The sequence below is a fragment of the Pseudomonas sp. Arb-4-2C genome (assembly GCF_055755015.1).
Genome location: NZ_CM146899.1, coordinates 3,840,271 through 3,858,191 on the forward strand (window position 1 = coordinate 3,840,271; position 17,921 = coordinate 3,858,191).

The window sequence follows — 17,921 nt, forward strand, 5'->3', positions numbered from 1 at the left end:
CTCGCAGGCATCAGTGAATCGGCGTCGGGTCGCCCATCCGGCATCGTGCGGGGCGGTTAATCATCGGTTAATCGCCACCCGCCACTGTGCACCAGACTTGCACAGGGACAAGGCTCCTCCATGCGTCGTTTTTTTCTTTTGTTTGCACTGCTGATCTCCGGCCTGGCCCAGGCGGGAAATAATCCATTCGAGAGCAAACCGGAATTTCTGCCGGTCGACAAAGCGTTCGTGCTCACCTCCGAACGCCTGGAATCCGGGGAAACCCAACTGTTCTGGCAGATCACCGACGGCTACTACCTGTATCAGAAGCGTCTGAAATTCGACGGTCTCAAAGCCGAGCAACAGCCGGTTCTGCCCGAGGGCGAGTCCCACAGCGACGAATTTTTCGGTGAACAGCCGGTGTATCGCCAGGGCCTGGAGGTGAAAGTCCCGGCCTCGGCCAGCGGTCAGATCAAAGTCAGTTACCAGGGCTGCGCCGATGCTGGCCTGTGTTACCCACCGCAAACCCGGGTCATCGATCTGGGTGGCAAAGCCGCGCCGTCGACCAGCGCTGAAGCACCGGATCAAGCCTTGGCCAGCGGCCTTGAGCAACGCGCGTTGGGCTGGAGCCTGCTGGTGTTCTTCGGCCTTGGGCTGTTGCTGGCATTTACCCCGTGCTCGTTGCCGATGTTGCCGATCCTGGCGGGGATGATCGTCGGCAGTGGTGCCACGCCTCGTCGTGGTTTTGCGCTGGCCAGCAGCTATGTGATCTGCATGGCGCTGGTGTATGCGGCGATGGGCGTGGTTGCTTCTCTGCTCGGCGCCAACCTGCAGGCATGGCTGCAAAATCCATGGCTGCTCGGTGCGTTTGCCGCAGTGTTCGTGGTGCTCGCGCTGCCGATGTTCGGCTTCTTCGAATTGCAATTGCCGGTGGCATTGCGTGACCGCCTCGAACACGCCTCGCGCAGCCGCAACGGCGGCAGCCTGATCGGCGCCGGGGTGCTCGGGGCCTTGTCCGGTCTGCTGGTCGGCCCGTGCATGACCGCGCCGCTGGCCGGCGCCCTGTTGTACATCGCCCAGAGCGGCAACGCGCTGCACGGTGGGCTGATTCTGTTCGCGCTGGGCATCGGCATTGGTGTGCCGCTGTTGCTGCTGGTGACCGTCGGCAACCGCTTCCTGCCAAAACCCGGGGCGTGGATGAACCTGCTCAAGGGCATCTTCGGTTTCCTGTTTCTGGCGACTGCGCTGCTGATGTTGCGCCCGGTGCTGGACTCGTCCCTATGGCTGGGCCTGTGCGGCGCGCTGCTGTTGATCGCCGCGTTCTGCGCCTGGAAGCAATCGGATGGTTTCGGACGGGTCGCCCAGGTGTTCGGCGCCAGTTCGTTGCTGCTCGGTCTTTGGGGCAGCCTGTTGATGATCGGTGCCGCTGGCGGCAGTGACGACCCGTATCAGCCGCTGCAGGTGTACAGCGCCGGCCGTGTTGCCAGCGCCACGCCGAGCGGGCACGACGCGTTCACCACGATCAAGGATCCGGCAGCGCTGCAACGTGAGCTGGATGCCGCCAGGGCCCAGGGCCAATGGGTGTTGCTCGATTACTACGCCGACTGGTGCGTGTCGTGCAAAGTCATGGAGAAACAAGTGTTCGGCAAGGACAAGGTCATGCAGGCGCTCAGCGACGTGCGTCTGCTGCGGCTGGACGTCACCGCCGACAATGCCGCCAGCCGCGAGCTGCTCGGTCGCTACAAAGTCCCGGGGCCACCGAGTTTTGTCTGGATCGGCGCCGACGGCGAAGAACGGCGTAACCAGCGCATCACCGGTGAGGTCGATGCCGATACGTTCCTGCAACGCTGGACCACCACCCGAGACGCCAATTAATGCTGACGTTCACCCTCGGCACCTTTGCCATCGCGCTTAACCACCTGCTGCTGATCAGTGCCTTGGCACTGGCGACCTTTGTCGGCTGGCGGGTGGCCAAGCGTGGCGGCGATAACCCCGAGTCGGCGCTGTTCAGTCTGTTTCTGCTCGGCATGCTCGCCGCGCGCGTGGCGTTTGTCGCGCTGTATTGGGGCCACTATCGCAACGATCCGTGGCAGATCATCGACCTGCGCGATGGCGGTTTTCTCGCCTGGCCGGGTGTGATCGTACTGTTGCTTGCGGCGTTGTATCGCGGCTGGCGCCGCCCGGGCCTGCGTCGGCCGCTGGGTTTTGGCGTGGCCAGCGGTGTGCTGTTCTGGCTGTTGGCGACCCTGTCGTTGAACATCTACGAACAAGGCACCCGCCTGCCGGAGATCACCCTGCGCAACGCCGCCGGGGAGACCATCCAGCTCAGCGATTATCAAGGCGGTCCGCTGGTGATCAACCTGTGGGCGACCTGGTGCCCACCGTGTCGGCGCGAAATGCCAGTGCTGGAAAGCGCCCAGCAACAACGCCCGGACCTGACCTTTCTGTTCGTCAATCAGGCCGAAAGCATGCAAAGCGTTGCTACCTTCCTCGAAACCCAAGGTCTGAGCCTGAACAATGTGCTGTTCGACCGCAGCGGCCGACTCGGTCAGGCCGTGGGTTCCATGGCGCTGCCGACTACGCTGTTCTATAGCCCGGATGGACGACTGTTGACCAGCCATCTGGGCGAGTTGTCGAACGCCAGCCTGGCCCGCGCCCTGGAAAATTTCGACATTGCGAACCCATCCGCCGCACCGGCCACCTCTGCAAGGAAACTGCCATGCCCCGCCTCCGCCACCTGCTGACGCTGACTCTGGGCACTGCCCTGCTGCACCTGCCGTCGGTACAGGCCGCCGAAGAATTGCCCGCCGCGATCAAGCAGATCGAAGCCAAGGGCGCAAAAATCGTCGGCCAGTTCGACGCCCCGGACGGTTTGCGCGGTTATGCGGCGCAGTATCAGAACCGAGGCATGGCGTTGTACCTGACGCCGGACGGCCAACATGTGTTGCTGGGCAATCTGTACGACGCCGACGGCAAGGACTTGAGCAGCGAGCCGTTGCAGAAACTGGTCTACGCGCCGATGGCCAAGGAAATCTGGGGCAAGTTCGAAGCCAGCAACTGGATTCAGGACGGCAACAAGGATGCACCGCGCACCGTGTACCTGTTCAGCGATCCGAATTGCCCGTACTGCAACATGTTCTGGGAGCAGGCCCGTCCATGGGTCAAGGCCGGCAAGGTGCAGTTGCGGCACATCATGGTCGGGATCATCCGCGAAGACAGCCCGGCGAAATCCGCCGCACTGCTGGCGGCGAAGGATCCGGCCAAGGCCCTGGAAGAACACGAGAAGGCGGGCAAGGAAAGTTCGCTAAAGCCATTGAAGAACATTCCACCTGCGGTGCAAACCAAACTGGCGGCCAACATGCAGTTGATGGAAGACCTGGAGTTGCAGGCGACTCCGGCGATTTTCTACATGGATGACAAGGGTGAGCTGCAACAGCAGCAAGGCGCGCCGTCGCCGGATAAGTTGGCGAAGATTCTTGGGCCTAAGTAACGTCAGATTCTTTATTGCCTGAAGCGGCCTTTTCGCGAGCAGGCTCGCTGCCACACTTGGTTCTGTACACGCAGAACCATTGTGGCAGCGAGCTTGTTTGCGGGGCGACGTTCCGACGAAGAACGATTACTCGGTGCGCCGGTTGCGCTCGCTGAGGAAGGTAAACAACACCTCGTTCACAAACTCCGGGTTCTCCAGACTGGAAATATGCCCCGCCTCCGGCACCAGCGCCCACGGACAACCAATCAACTCGGCCATTTCCTGCGCCTCCGACGGCGGTCGCGGTTTGTCCTGATCGCCGCACAGCACCAGCGTGGTCGCGGCATTCAATTCGCCCAGACGCGGCAACAGATCATCACGACTGAACGTGATACGCCCCATCGGCACAATGCTTTCGCGCAGGCGATCAGCGGTGTAAGCCGCCAGTTTGGCGCGGAAGCCCTGATACAGCGCCGACTGTGGATCGATGCCTGGGCGGAAGAAAATCGGTACGACAATGTCGAGCAACTGCTCGGAAATTTCGCCGCTTTCTTCGATCTGCTTGAACAGCGAGAAGTAGTACTGACGCGTTGGCTCAGGCTCCACGCCGACGTAAGTGTCCATCAGCACCAGGCCGTTGAGCCGCTGCGGTGCCGACAACGCCAGGCGCACGCCCCACATGCCGCCGACCGACAGCCCGACCAGAGTGACCTGATCGATATCCAGATGATCGAGCAAGGCCTGCGCCTGACGGGCGATGTCATCCAGTGATGCCGTGCCTTCAGGTAACCGTCCCGACTCACCATGGCCCCAAAGGTCCAGTGCGATCACCCGATAGTGCGGCGCCAGCGCTGCGATCTGCGGTGCCCACATGGCGCTGTCCCACAGATAACTGCCTGCCATCATGACGGCCGGGCCGGTGCCTTGATCAATGTAGTGCAGCGCTTGTCCGTCAACCGTGAAAAAAGGCATCGACCACCCCCGCGACAAAAAAAGAGAACCGGCAGACTGAGCTGCCGGTTCTGGATCGTCAACCCTGAATGTGTACGTGAATATGCCGGTTTATAGGTGTTGAATTCACTGACGCCTTCGCGAGCAAGCCCGCTCCCACAAGGGATCTGTGATCGACACAAAACCCATGCGGGAGCGAGCCTGCTCGCGAAGCGGCCGCGGCAGACGCTGGAGATTAAAAGCCTTCCAGTTCCGCCATCAGATCATTCAACCGATCCACTTTGTCCTCGGTGATGTCGCTTGCCGCCAAGCCCTCAATGTACTCGGCCAGTTCCTGCACCGTGCTGCACTCGAACATCGCTCGCAGCGGCACGTCGCGTTGCAGGGTTTTCTGTACCCGCGAGGCGATCTGCGTGGCGAGCAGCGAGTGACCGCCCAACTCGAAGAAGTTGTCGCGTACACCGACCTTGGCGACCTTGAGCACCTCGGCCCAGATATCGGCCAGGGTCTGTTCCAGCTCATTGCGCGGGGCCAGGTAATCCTGGCTCTGCAGCTGGCCAATCTCCAGCGCCGGCAGGACCTTGCGGTCGAGTTTGCCATTGGCGTTGTGCGGCAGTTGATCCAGCCACAACCAATGCAGCGGCACCATGTACTCCGGCAGCTCGCTGCGCAGGCGCTGCTTGATTCGCTCCAGGCGTTCGCTCGGATTCAGCGCAGTGTCGGCGGCGACCAGATAACCGACCAGATGCTTGCCATTGACCCCTTCCTGCACACCGACCGCCGCATCGCGGACTTCCGGTTGTTCGTGCAGACGCGCCTCGATCTCGCCCAGTTCGATGCGGTAGCCGCGAATCTTCACCTGATGGTCGACCCGGCCGACGTACTCCAGCACACCGTCACTGCGACGGCGTGCCAGATCACCGGTGCGATACAGACGTTCGCCCGGCGCGCCGAACGGGTTCGGCACGAACACCGGCGCGGTGCGCAGCGGATCGCCGACGTAACCGCGACCGACGCCGGTACCGGCCACGCACAACTCACCCACCGCTCCCAACGGCACCAGTTCCAGCGCGCCATCGACCAGGTACAGCAAGTTGTTGTCGGTCGGCGTACCGATCGGCAAGTAACTGCCGCGAGTCGAAGCCATATCGACACGGAAGAACGCCACGTCATCGGAACATTCCGCCGGACCGTAGGCGTTGACCAGACCGATCTGCGGATAACGCAACAGCCACTGATGCGCCAGCTCCGGCGGCATCGCTTCGCCGGTCGGCAGCATCCAGCGCAGGCCGTCGAGGCTCAGGCGCTCAGCGGCGAGCATGCCCTGAATCAGCGACGGCACGCTCTCCAGCACGGTAATGCCCTGGGCCTGTACATGCACCAGCAAACCTTGCGGATCGTGGGCGATGGTATTCGGCACGATGTCCACTCGTGCGCCAAACAACGGCGCGGCGAGGAACTGCCAGACCGAGATGTCGAAGCTTTGCGAAGCGGTCTGCGCGATCACATCGGCGTCCGTCAACTTCAGGTACGGCACCTTGCTCAACTGGTTGTTGAGCATGCCGCGCTGCTCGACCATCACGCCTTTCGGCAAGCCGGTTGAACCCGAGGTGTAGATCACATACGCGAGGTTGTCCGGGCCACTGTAGATGCCCGGGTTTTGCAGCGCCGTCGCCAGCGCTTGCACCTCCTCCCAGACCAACAGCCGTGGGCGGTTGGCGCAGCTGAATTCATCGAGCAAGGTCTGCGCCTGTTCGCGACAGGCTTGCGTGCACACCAGCAGCGGCGTACGGCTCAGCTCGATGATGCGTTGCAGACGCTGGCTCGGCAGGCCCGGATCCAGCGGCAGATAACCGGCGCCGGCCTTGAAGCTGCCGATGATCATGCCCAGCAGGTCGAGGTTACGCTCCGCCAGCAACGCCACCGGTTGATCCATTTGCACCCCGGCCGCGACCAGTGCATGGCCGAGGCGGTTGGCGTTGTGGTTCAGCTCGGCATAGCTCAGTTGCTGATCGAGGCAAGTGGCGGCAATGCGCTGCGGATGCGCCGCAACCTGCGCTTCGAACAGCGCAACGTAGCTCTGCTCCAGCGGATAATCGTGCGCGCTCTGGTTGCAACCGTGCAGCAGGAATTGCCGTTCATCAGAGCCCAGCAGCGGCAGATCGGCCATGTCGCCATGGAAGCCATCGACCAGTGCCAGCAACAGACGCTTGAACTCGCCGAGCATGCGCTCGATGGTCGAGTCGTCGAAATAACGCTGGTCGTACGACAGGTGCAGACCGAGGTCATCGCCCGGGTAGCACACCGCCGTCAGCGGGAAGTTGGTGTGGGTGCGACCGGAATCCGAGGTCGCGTTCAAGCTCTGCGCGCGGTCGAGTACCGAGACTTCCACTGGCGCGTTTTCAAACACGAACAGGCTGTCGAACAGCGGTTGGCCTTTGGGCAGTTCGCTCTGCTCCTGGATGTTCACCAGCGGCAGGTATTCGTACTCGCGCAGTTGCATGTTGCTGTCGAGCAAACCGCTGAGCCACTGACGCACGCTGCTGCGCTGATCGTCCTCAGGCATTTTCACTCGCAGGGCGATGCTGTTGATGAACAGGCCGACCGTGCGCTGCATTTCCGGCATGTCCACCGGACGCCCGGCCACGGTCACACCGAACAGTACGTCGCGATCACCACTCAGGCGCCGCAGGACCAAGGCCCACGCCGCTTGGGCGAAGGTGTTGATGGTCAATTGATGGGCCTGGGCCAATTCACGCAGGCGGGCGCCATCCTCGACATCAAGGCGAGTGTAGCGGTCGCCAACGATCATCCCGCCGCTTTCGCCAGCGTGCTCACGCAGGAACGGCCGGTCGCTCGGGATCGGCGTGGTGCGTTCGAAACCTTGCAGGTTCTGCTGCCACCACTGGCGCGCCTCGGCCAGGCTCTGGCGTTGCAGCCAGCCGATGTAGTCGCGGTAACGCGGCGGCAGCGACAACTGCGCTTCGCGACCTTCACCCAAGGCGGTGTAAATCTCGAAGAAGTCGTTCATCAGCAACGAGCGGCACCAGGCATCGATGAGGATGTGGTGGTTGCTCATCATGAACCAGTAGCGCGCCGCGCCGACCTTGATCAGGCGCAGGTGGAACGGTGCCTGGTTGAGCAGATCGAAACCGGCCTCGCGCTCGCTTTTGAGCAGCGCTTGCAGTTGCGGTTCCTGTTCGTCCTCGGCAACGGCGCTCCAGTCCAGGTACTCGATCGGCGTGCGCCCCGGAGTGTGGATCACTTGCAGCATGTCTTCGCCAACGTTCCAGCAGAACGATGCACGCAACGCTTCGTGACGGGCGACCACCGCTTGCCAGGCCTGGGCGAAACGCTGGGGATCGAGCTCGCTGTTGATGCGGTAGCGATCCTGCATGTAGTACAGGCCAGTGCCCGGTTCGAGCAAGGTGTGCAGCAACATGCCCTCCTGCATCGGCGTCAGCGGATAGACGTCTTCGATCTGCGCCGCCGGCACCGGCAACGCGTCGAGTTGCGCCTGGGTCAGTTTCGCCAGCGGGAAGTCCGATGGCGTGAGGCCGCCGGCGGCGTCTTGCAGACAATGGGCGATCAGGCTTTGCAGTTCGCCGAGGTAGGCGTCGGCCAGCTCATTGATAGTCTGCGCGTCATGACGCTCGGCACTGAAAGTCCAGCGCAGCAGCAGTTCCCCGCCGTACACCTGACTGTCGATGCTCAACTCGTTGGGCAGCGGCGCCTGCGGATCGTGGGCCGCACCGACCGCCTCGTCCAGCGGACGGAACAGCGCATCGCTGCCGAAACTCTGGTCGAACTGGCCGAGGTAGTTGAAGGTGACCGGTGCGTTCGTCAACGCCGCCATGCTGCGCTGGCTGAGTTCATCAGCCAGATAACGCAGCACGCCATAGCCCAGGCCTTTGTGCGGCACACCGCGCAGTTGTTCCTTGATCGCCTTGATCGAAGCGCCCTGCCCGGCGGCTTCTTCGATGTTGTGCGGGGTCAGGCGTAGTGGGTAAGCGCTGGTGAACCAGCCGACAGTGCGGGTCAGGTCAATCTCGTCGAACAGGGTTTCGCGGCCGTGGCCTTCCAACTGAATCAGCGCTGACGGCTGACCGCTCCAGCGGCACAACACACGGGCCAATGCGGTCAGCAGCAGGTCGTTGACCTGAGTGCGATAGGCGCGCGGCGCCTGTTGCAGCAGCTGTTGAGTGCGCTCGGCATCGAGGCGCACGCTGACGGTTTGCGCATGGCGGTTCTGCCGCCCACCCTGCGGGTTTTCGCACGGCAGTTCAGCGCTCGGCCCGGCCAGTTGCGTCTGCCACCAGCGCAATTCTTCACGCAACGATTCGCTGCCGGCATAGGCTTGCAAGCGTGCCGCCCAGTCCTTGAAGGCGCTGGTTTTCGCTGGCAGTTTCACCGACTGTTCGGCGTCGAGTTGGCGATACACGGTTTGCAGATCGTCGAGCAATACGCGCCACGACACACCGTCGACCACCAAGTGATGGATCGCGATGAACAGACGTTGCTGACCTTCGGGGCCGTCTACCAGCAAGGCGCGAACCAGCGGGCCATTTTCCAGATCAAGGCTGCGCTGGGCATCGGCAAACAGGGCTTCGCACTGGTCCATCGAGGTGACACGCACTTGCCACAACACGGCCGCATCGGACACCGGTTGGTGCGTCGCGTGCCACTCGCGGTTGGCCTCGGTGAAGCGCAGACGCAAAGCGTCATGCTGTTCGATCACCACCAGCAGTGCCTGCTCCAGGCGATGCGCTTGCAGTGTCACGCTCGGCTCCAGCAGCAACGCCTGGTTCCAGTGCTGACGCTCAGGGATTTCAGTGTCGAAGAACCAGTGCTGAATGGGCGTCAGTGCCGACTCACCGCTGACCAGACCTTGCTCGGCCGTCACCTGTTCGCTGCGGCTGGCGACGCCGGCGAGGGTCTGCACGGTCTGATGCTGGAACAGATCGCGCGGGCTGAAGTGAATGCCCTGCTGCCGCGCCCGGCTGACCACTTGAATCGACAGAATCGAGTCGCCGCCAAGCTCGAAGAAGTTGTCGTTGAGACCGACCTGCTCGACGTTGAGCACTTCGCACCAGATCTGCGCCAGGGTCTGCTCCAACTCATTGCTCGGGGCGACGTAGTCCTGGCGATTCAACTCAGGGTCCGGCGCCGGCAAGGCACGGCGGTCGAGTTTGCCGTTGGCGGTCAGCGGCATGCTGGCCAGCAGCATCAGGTGCGTCGGCACCATGTAGTCCGGCAACTGGAGCTTGAGGTGCGACTTCAGCGCTTCGCGTAGTTCGGCCTGTTGTACTGCGCCTTGCTCGGCGACATCGGTAACCAGGTAGGCAACCAGTTGTTTACGGCTCGGCGTATCCAGCGCCAGCACCACCGCTTCACGGATTGAAGCGTTATCGAGCAGACGGGTTTCAATTTCGCCCAACTCGATCCGGAAACCGCGAATCTTCACCTGATGGTCGATCCGCCCCAGGTATTCCACCAGCCCGTCGGCACGCTGGCGCACCAGGTCGCCGGTGCGGTACATGCGTGCGCCATTGGCGGCAAACGGGTCGGCGACAAAACGCTCGGCGCTGATGCCCGGACGTTCGTGATACCCCTGCGCCAGACCCGCGCCACCGACGCACAACTCACCGGTGGCGCCTTGCGGCACCAGCGCCAGATCGGCGTCGAGAATGTACGCCACGCGGTCGCCGATCACGCTGCCGATCGGCACACTGCCGGCGCCCTCTTCCAGCACTTGCGGCGCCAGACTGGCGAGCGGCATGACCACGGTTTCAGTCGGGCCGTAAGCGTTGAAGAACAGGCTCGGTTTGAACGCCGCGCGAATCCGCTGCAGGTGTTCGCCGGTCAGCGCTTCGCCGCCGGTGATGATCATCCGCACCGGCAGGATCTCGTGTCGCGTGGCGAGGAACTGTGCCAACTGGCTGCCGTAACTCGGGGTGAAACCGAGAATATTGATGCGATGTTCGCGAATCAGGCCGCAGATTTCTTCCGCGTCCCACTGCCCTTGCGCCCGCAGCACCACTTGCGCACCGCTGAGCAACGGCACCAGCAGACGCTCGGTGGCGGCGTCGAAGTTGATCGAATAGAAATGCAGTTCGCAGTCGTCCGGGCGCATGCCGAAACGTGCAATCACCGCCTGGCAATGCATGGCGATTTCACCGTGGGACACCACCACGCCTTTCGGCTTGCCGGTGGAACCCGAGGTGTAGATCAGGTACGCCTGATGCTGCGGCAGGCTGATAAATGGCAACTCGCTGGCCGGGTAATCGGCCAGCGCCGCGCTGTCCTCTTCCAGGCACCAGCGCGCCACGCTCGGCGGCAGATCACCGAGGGCGTTGAACATCGCCCGATCGCTGAGCAGCAGACCGATGCGGCTGTCTTCGATCATGTAGTGCAAACGGTCGAGCGGGTATTCCGGGTCGAGCGGCACGTAGGCGCCACCGGCCTTGAGAATCGCCAGCAGGCCGACAACCATTTCCAACGAGCGCTCCAGCGCCAGACCGACTCGCACTTGCGGGCCGACGCCGCGCTCACGCAGGGCCCAGGCCAGGCGATTGGCACGAGCGTCGAGTTCGGCGTAGCTCAGGGTCTGCCCGGCGAAGGTCAGGGCCGGCGCGTCTTTGCGCGCCAGCGCCTGCTCGGCGAACAGGTGATGGAGGCACTGGTCGAGGCGATGTTCGCCCGGCTCGACACCGAGGCTGTCGAGCAACTGCTGTTGCTCCGGCGCAGCCAGCAGCGGCAATTGACTGAGGCGCTGCTGCGGATCGGCGATCAACGCTTCCAGCAGATTGCGCCAATGCTGGGCCATGCGTGCGATGGTCGGCTCGTCGAACAGGTCGGTGCTGTACGTCAGGCAGCAGCCAAGACGATGGTCGAGGTCGGTGACTTCCAGGTTGAGGTCGAACTTGGTCGCCCGCGCATCGTTGGCCAGGTACTCGACGGTCATCCCGGCGAGCATGCGGCTCTGCTGGAATTCCCAGCGCTGCACGTTGCACATCACCTGGAACAGCGGGTTGTACGCGGCGCTGCGCGGAGGTTGCAGGGCTTCAACCAGATGATCGAACGGCAGGTCCTGATGCGACTGGCCTTCAATTACGGTGTGACGCACCTGCTCGAACAACTCGCCGACCGACATCTGGCCGTCGAGCTGGCAACGCAGCACCTGGGTGTTGAGGAACGCACCGATCAGCCCTTCGCTTTCCGGGCGGATACGGTTGGCTACCGGCGCACCAATGCGCAGATCGGTCTGGCCGCTGTAGCGGTAGAGCAACGTGGCGAGCGCGGCGGTCATGGTCATGAACAGAGTCAGACCGTTTTGCGCGTTGAACGCACGGACACGGGCAGCGAGGTCATCACTGAGGTCAAAACGGAACAGTTCGCCCTGATGACTTTGTACCGGCGGACGCGGACGGTCGCCGGGCAGCTCCAGCAGTGGATGTTCGCGACCCAGTTGCGCGGTCCAGTAGTCGAGTTGACGCTGACGCTCACCGGACTCCAACCAGTTGCGCTGCCACACGCTGTAGTCCAGGTACTGCACCGGCAGCGGCTCCAGCGGCGAGTCGCGGTCATCGACGAACGCTTCGTACAGCGCGCTGAGTTCGCGGGCAAAGATATCCATCGCCCAGCCTTCGGTGACGATGTGGTGCAGGGTCAGGACGAAGTAATGCTCGTGCTCGGCGGTCTTCACCAGACAGGCGCGCAGCAGCGGGCCGGTCTCCAGATCGAACGGCAGATGCGCTTCTTCGTCGGCCAGTTGCTGAACCTTTTGCTCGCGCTGCTCAGCCGCCAGTTTCGAGAAATCCTTCCAGCCCATGCGCACGCCCGTCTCGGCATGCACTTGCTGACGCGCTACGCCGTCGACGCTCGGGAAGGTGGTGCGCAGGGTTTCGTGGCGCAGGATCAACGCCTGCAGAGCGGCCTCGAAACGCTCGACATGCAACACGCCACGCAGGCGCGCCATGCCGCCGACGTTGTACGCCGGGCTGTCCGGCTCCATCTGCCAGAGGAACCACATGCGTTGTTGTGAATAGGACAGAGGCACAGGTTTGCTGCGATCAACCTTGTCGATCGGCGGCTGTTTATTGGTGCGGCCGCTGGCCTGAATCAGGCGGATTTGCTCGGCGAAATCCGCCAGTTCGCTGTGCTCGAACAAGGCGCGCAACGGCAGTTCGACGTCGCAGGCCTGACGGGTACGCGAAATGATTTGCGTGGCCAGCAAGGAGTGACCACCGAGGGCGAAGAAGTCGTCGCGCAGACCGACTTGCGCCAGGCCCAGCACTTCACGCCAGATCGCGGCGATCTGTTGTTCGAGTTCAGTGACAGGTTCGACATGCTCGCGCACTTGCCAGTGCGGCTCGGGCAACGCGCGACGGTCGAGTTTGCCGCTCGGACTCAGAGGCATTTGCGCCAGACGCATCAGTTGCGCCGGCACCATGTATTCCGGCAGCTCGGCGGCCAATGCAGTTTTCAGGCGGGCGATCTGCGCGTCCCGATCTTCGCTGGCATCAAGCGCGGTGAAATAGCCGATCAGTTGTGCGCCGGCCGCTGTTTCACGTACCAGCACCACGGCTTGGGCGATGCCGTCCTGGGCCAGCAGGCGTGCTTCGATTTCTTCCGGTTCAACGCGAAAGCCACGCAGTTTGACCTGCTGATCGAGACGCCCGAGGTATTCGATCACGCCGTCCGAGGTCCAGCGTGCGCGGTCACCGGTGCGGTACAAACGTGCGCCCTGCTCGCCCAGCGGATCGACCACGAAACGCTCGGCAGTCAGCGCCGGGCGACCGAGGTAACCGCGAGCCAGTCCGATGCCGCTGATGCACAGCTCACCCGGCACACCGGCCGGTACGGGATTGAGATCGGCGTCGAGTACGCGGCAGACCACGTTGCCCAGCGGACGGCCAATCGGCGAACGTTCGCCGTCGGCGCTTGTGCAGTGCCAGTGGGTGACGTTAATCGCGGTTTCGGTCGGGCCATAACGGTTGTGCAATTGCACCGCCGGCAGTTGCGCCAACACCCGGTTACGCAGTTCCGCCGGCAGCGCTTCACCGCCGGAGAATACCCGGCGCAGGCTGGTGCACTCAGCGCTCAGCGGTTCATCGATGAACAGCGAGAGCAACGGCGGCACGAAGTGCAGCGCGGTCACGCCGTATGTCTGAACCAGCTGAGCGATGCGATGCGGATCACGGTGCTCACCCGGTGCGGCAATCAGCAATCGTGCGCCGGTGATCAGCGGCCAGAAGCACTCCCACACCGACACGTCGAAACTGATCGGCGCCTTTTGCATCAGCACGTCGGTGTCGTTCAGGCGATAAGTGTTCTGCATCCATTGCAGTCGTTCGGCCAATGCCGCGTGAGTGTTGCCGACGCCTTTCGGCTGGCCGGTGGAGCCCGAGGTGTAAATCACATAGGCGAGGTTGTCGCCGTGCAGGTGCAGGCCCGGTGCCTGACTCGGCCAGTTCTCCAGGTGCAGGGTGTCCATGGCGATCACGCTGACGCCTTCACTGGCCGGCAAGCGATCGAGCAACGCAGTCTGGGTCAGCAGCAGTTCGACACCGCTGTCGCTGAGCATGTAGGCCAGGCGCTCGGCCGGGTAATCCGGGTCCAGCGGAACGTAGGCGCCGCCAGCCTTGATGATTGCCAGCAGGCCGATCAGCAGCTGCGGCGAACGCTCGGCGGCAATCGCCACGCACACATCCGGGCCGACACCTTTGTCGCGCAGGTAGTGCGCAAGACGGTTGGCCTGGGCGTGCAGTTCGGCGAAATCGAGGCTGCCACCGTCCCACACCAGCGCAGTGCGTTCCGGGGTCTGGCGTGCCTGCTCGTTGAGCAGTTCCGGCAGCCATTGTTGCGCTGGGGTGCACGGTGCGACGCTCCATGCCTGTTGCTGTTCGTGCTCGCACGGGGTCAGCAATTGCAGGTCACCGATCGCCTGTTGCGGTTGCTCGCAGACAGCGCGCAGCAGGTTGCTGAAGTGTTCGGCCAGCCGCTCGATGGTCGCCGCCTCGAACAACTCATCGGCGTAGTCGAAGGATAGGGTCAGGCGCCCATTGCGATCCTCTTCACTGTGCAGTTGCAGGTCGAACTTGGCCTCGCGGCTGTGCCACGGCAGTTCTTCGGCGAGCAGCCCCGGCAAGCGCTTGAGCGCACTCAAGTCGCGTTGCTGGTGGTTGAACATGACCTGGAACAGACCCTGCTCCCGGGCCTGCGGGAAGGCTTCGAGCAGTTGTTCGAAAGGCAGGTCCTGATTCGCCTGAGCGCCGAGCGATGCCTGGCGGGTTTGCGCCAGCAACTCGACAAACGACAAGCGCGAATCAACCTCCGCGCGCAGTACCTGGGTGTTGATGAAGAAGCCGATCAGGCCCTGGGTTTCCAGGCGCGGTCGGTTGGCATTGGGCACGCCGATGCGAATGTCGCGCTGGCCGCTGTAGCGGTGCAACAGGCTCTGGAATGCCGCGAGCAACAGCATGAACGGCGTCGATTGATGTGCCTGGGCGGTCTGCCTGATCGCATCGCTGAGGCTGACGCCAAGACGCACGCTGTGGCGGGCGGCGCTGTGCAGCTGTCTGGCCGAGCGCGGGTGGTCGGTCGCCAGTTCCAGCACTGGATGTTCGTCGCCCAGTTGGGCTTTCCAGTAGCTCAGCTGCCGCTCGCCCTCGCCTTGCGCCAGCCACTGGCGCTGCCAGCTGCCGTAGTCGGCGTATTGGGTCGGCAACGGCGCGAGGTCGGCGCGCTGGCCTTGGGAGGCGGCCGCGTACAGCCGCGAGAATTCATCGATCAGCACGTTCAGCGACCAGCCGTCGGCGATGATGTGGTGCAGTGTCACCAGCAACTGGTGATCTTCGTCGTCAAGACGTACCAGCGTCACCCACAGCAGCGGGCCTTTTTCCAGATCGAACTGAGTGCGCGCTTCGTCTTCGCGGATCTGTTGCGCGCGGGCTTCACGCTCGTGCGCCGGCAGGTCACTGATATCGATCAGTTGCAAGTTGAATTCATTCGCCGCGTCGACGTGTTGCAGCGCCACGCCGTCACGTTCGAAGAAGCGCGTGCGCAGGGATTCGTGGCGTTCGAGCAGTTGCTGGAAGCTGGCGCGCAACGCCTCCTCGTCCAGTTCACCGCGCAGACGCAAAGCGCCGGGGATGTTGTAGGCGCTGCTTTGCGGGTCGAGTTGCCAGGTGATCCACAAACGGTTTTGCGCCAGCGATTGCGGCATCGCTTCAGTGCGCGCCAGGGCGGTGATTTCGCCTTGGGCGCTGCCACCGTTGTGTTGCTGTTGCGCCACGGCAACGGCGAACGCGGCCAGGGTCGGTGCTTCGAACAGCAGGCGCAGGTTAAGCTCCAGGCCGAGTTCTTCGCGCACTTTGGCGATCACCTGAGTTGCCGCAATCGAGTTGCCGCCGAGGAGAAAGAAATGGTCGTCGGCGTTGACCTGTTTGACGCTCAGTTGCTCGGCCCAGATCTTGCCGATCAGGGCTTCCAGCCCGGACACCGAGGCGCCTGGGTTTTCAGTGGCTTCGCTGGCGGACGGGAACACCGCATAGCTGTCGAGGCTGCCATCGGCCAGACGATTGCGACAGGCGGAGCGCTGCAGCTTGCCGCTGGAGGTTTTCGGCAACGCGCCCGGATTGAGCAGTACCACCACGCTCGGTGCTTCCTGATACGCCTCGGCCACCGCTTGGCGAATGGCTTTGATCAGTGCTTCGGGCGGGAGGATTTTCTGCACGCTGCGGCTGATTTCTGCGGCGATGCCGATGCCTTCCTCACCGCTCTGACTGACCGCGAATGCCGCAACCCGACCCTTGCGCACCACTTCCACTTCGCGCTCGACGGTTTGCTCGATGTCCTGCGGGTATAGGTTGTGGCCGCGCACGATCAGCATGTCTTTCAGGCGCCCGGTGATGAACAGTTCACCGTCGCGAATGAAGCCCAGGTCACCGGTACGCAGCCAGGTCTGGCCGGCGTGCTGGACGAAGGTCTTGGCGCTGGCTTCGGGATTGCGCCAGTAGCCATGGGCAATGCTCGGCCCCGCGGCCCAGACTTCGCCGACGAGGCTGTCAGGCTGTTCTTTCAGCGTGACCGGGTCAGCAATCAACACGGCGTGATCGGGTTGGCTGACGCCACAACTCATGATCGGGCTGCCGTCGCCCGGCTCGGCGCGGTTTTGCGCCAGCGCCTGATCATCCACGCGCAGCGCAGGAATGCCGGTGCCACGCGGTGTGCCGGCAACGAATAGCGTCGCTTCGGCCAGGCCGTAAGAGGCCATGAAGCTGTCTTCGCTGAAACCGCACGCGGTGAACTTCTCGGCGAAGCGTTCAAGGGTGTCGAGACGAATCGGTTCCGAGCCGGAATAGGCCACGCGCCAGCGGCTCAGATCGAGACGCTCCAGCGCCGATTCACTGACGCGCTCGCTGCACAGACGGTAGGCGAAATCCGGGCCGCCGCTGATGGTGCCGCCGTATTCGCTGATCGCTTCGAGCCAGCGCAACGGCCGACCGAGGAAGTACGCCGGCGACATCAGAATGCACGGCACGCCGCTGAAGATCGGTTGCAACAGACCGCCGATCAGGCCCATGTCGTGGTACAGCGGCAGCCAGCTGACGATCACGTCGTCGGGGTTCACATCGATGCCGAAACCGTGGCGGATCAGCAGTTCGTTGGCCACGAGGTTGCCATGGCTGACCTGCACGCCTTTGGGCAGCGCGGTAGAACCGGAGGTGTATTGCAGGAAGGCGATGTGATCTTGCGGCAGGTTCGGCTCAACCCAGTGCTCGGCCAGTGCGCTGTCGAGAGTATCGACGCACAGCAATGGCGGTGCCCCTTCGATCTGCTGCAAGGCATCGCGCAGGTCGGCGCTGGTCAGCAGCAGACGCGGTTCGGCATCGGCAATGATCGACAGCAGGCGCTCCTGATGATGACGCCGGGCCGACTCCGGCGGGTAGGCCGGTACCGCGATCACGCCGGCGTACAGGCAACCGAAGAACGCCGCGACGTAGTCCGGGCCGCTGGGAAACAGCAGCACCGCGCGATCGCCGAATTCGGCTTCAGCCTGCAACGCGGCCGCGATGCGGCGGGCGCGCTGATCGAGTTCGCGATAGCTGAGCACCACAGCCTGCTCTGCGTTTTCGGCAAGAAAACGCAAGGCCAGTTGATCCGGTGTCCGGGCCGCGCGGCGCTGGAGGGCTTGGACCAGGGTGCTGGGGAGTTCGAACGCGTCGGTCATGAGGTTTCCTGCCTGAATTCGGCTTGCTAATGGAATCGGGTTGCTGCGTCACGCCCCTCGAAGGGCATGCAGGGCGCGGTCTGTGCCGACCGCGCAAGGCTTCGGAATGCTGTCTGGCCGGGGTTGTGTACCCGGAACCATTCACCAATGAGAACGGATGGCGTCTTGAAATAATTAGTCGGCAGGCTGGATCGCCAATGGGAGCGGGAGTGTGGCGGTGTGTCGCAGTGCTCGCTTCGCACTTTTATGGAGCATTACTTCTCTTTCTCAATTGACAATCATTATCAT

Annotated in this window: 5 protein-coding genes; 3 read left to right on the forward strand and 2 right to left on the reverse strand. The window is 63.1% G+C overall.

The annotated features are described in order from the left end of the window. The first annotated feature begins 120 nt into the window (after positions 1–120). From dsbD to dsbG, 3 genes are read left to right on the forward strand one after another with little or no spacing between them, the layout of a single operon-like run. Positions 121–1,854, forward strand: a complete 1,734-nt coding sequence (gene dsbD / locus AC0J41_RS17325; protein WP_473013146.1) for a protein-disulfide reductase DsbD — start codon at positions 121–123, stop codon at positions 1,852–1,854. Further along, entirely contained in the window at positions 1,854–2,723 is an 870-nt protein-coding gene (locus tag AC0J41_RS17330; protein ID WP_025113196.1) for a TlpA disulfide reductase family protein, read from the forward strand. Before dsbD ends, AC0J41_RS17330 begins: the two co-directional genes overlap by 1 nt. Beyond that, positions 2,699–3,469 carry a thiol:disulfide interchange protein DsbG gene (dsbG, locus tag AC0J41_RS17335; protein ID WP_473013147.1) on the forward strand — a complete coding sequence of 257 codons (771 nt, stop codon included), beginning with the start codon at positions 2,699–2,701 and terminating at the stop codon, positions 3,467–3,469. The genes AC0J41_RS17330 and dsbG overlap by 25 nt, the downstream gene beginning before the upstream one ends. Positions 3,470–3,595: 126 nt before the next feature. Here dsbG and AC0J41_RS17340 read toward each other — a convergent pair whose 3' ends face one another. Then, positions 3,596–4,420: an alpha/beta fold hydrolase gene (locus tag AC0J41_RS17340; protein ID WP_473013148.1), complete on the reverse strand. Its 825-nt coding sequence runs from the start codon at positions 4,418–4,420 to the stop codon at positions 3,596–3,598. A 214-nt stretch (positions 4,421–4,634) separates the two neighbouring features. Then, positions 4,635–17,633: a non-ribosomal peptide synthetase gene (locus AC0J41_RS17345; protein WP_473013149.1), complete on the reverse strand. Its 12,999-nt coding sequence runs from the start codon at positions 17,631–17,633 to the stop codon at positions 4,635–4,637. Between the last annotated feature and the right edge of the window lie 288 nt (positions 17,634–17,921).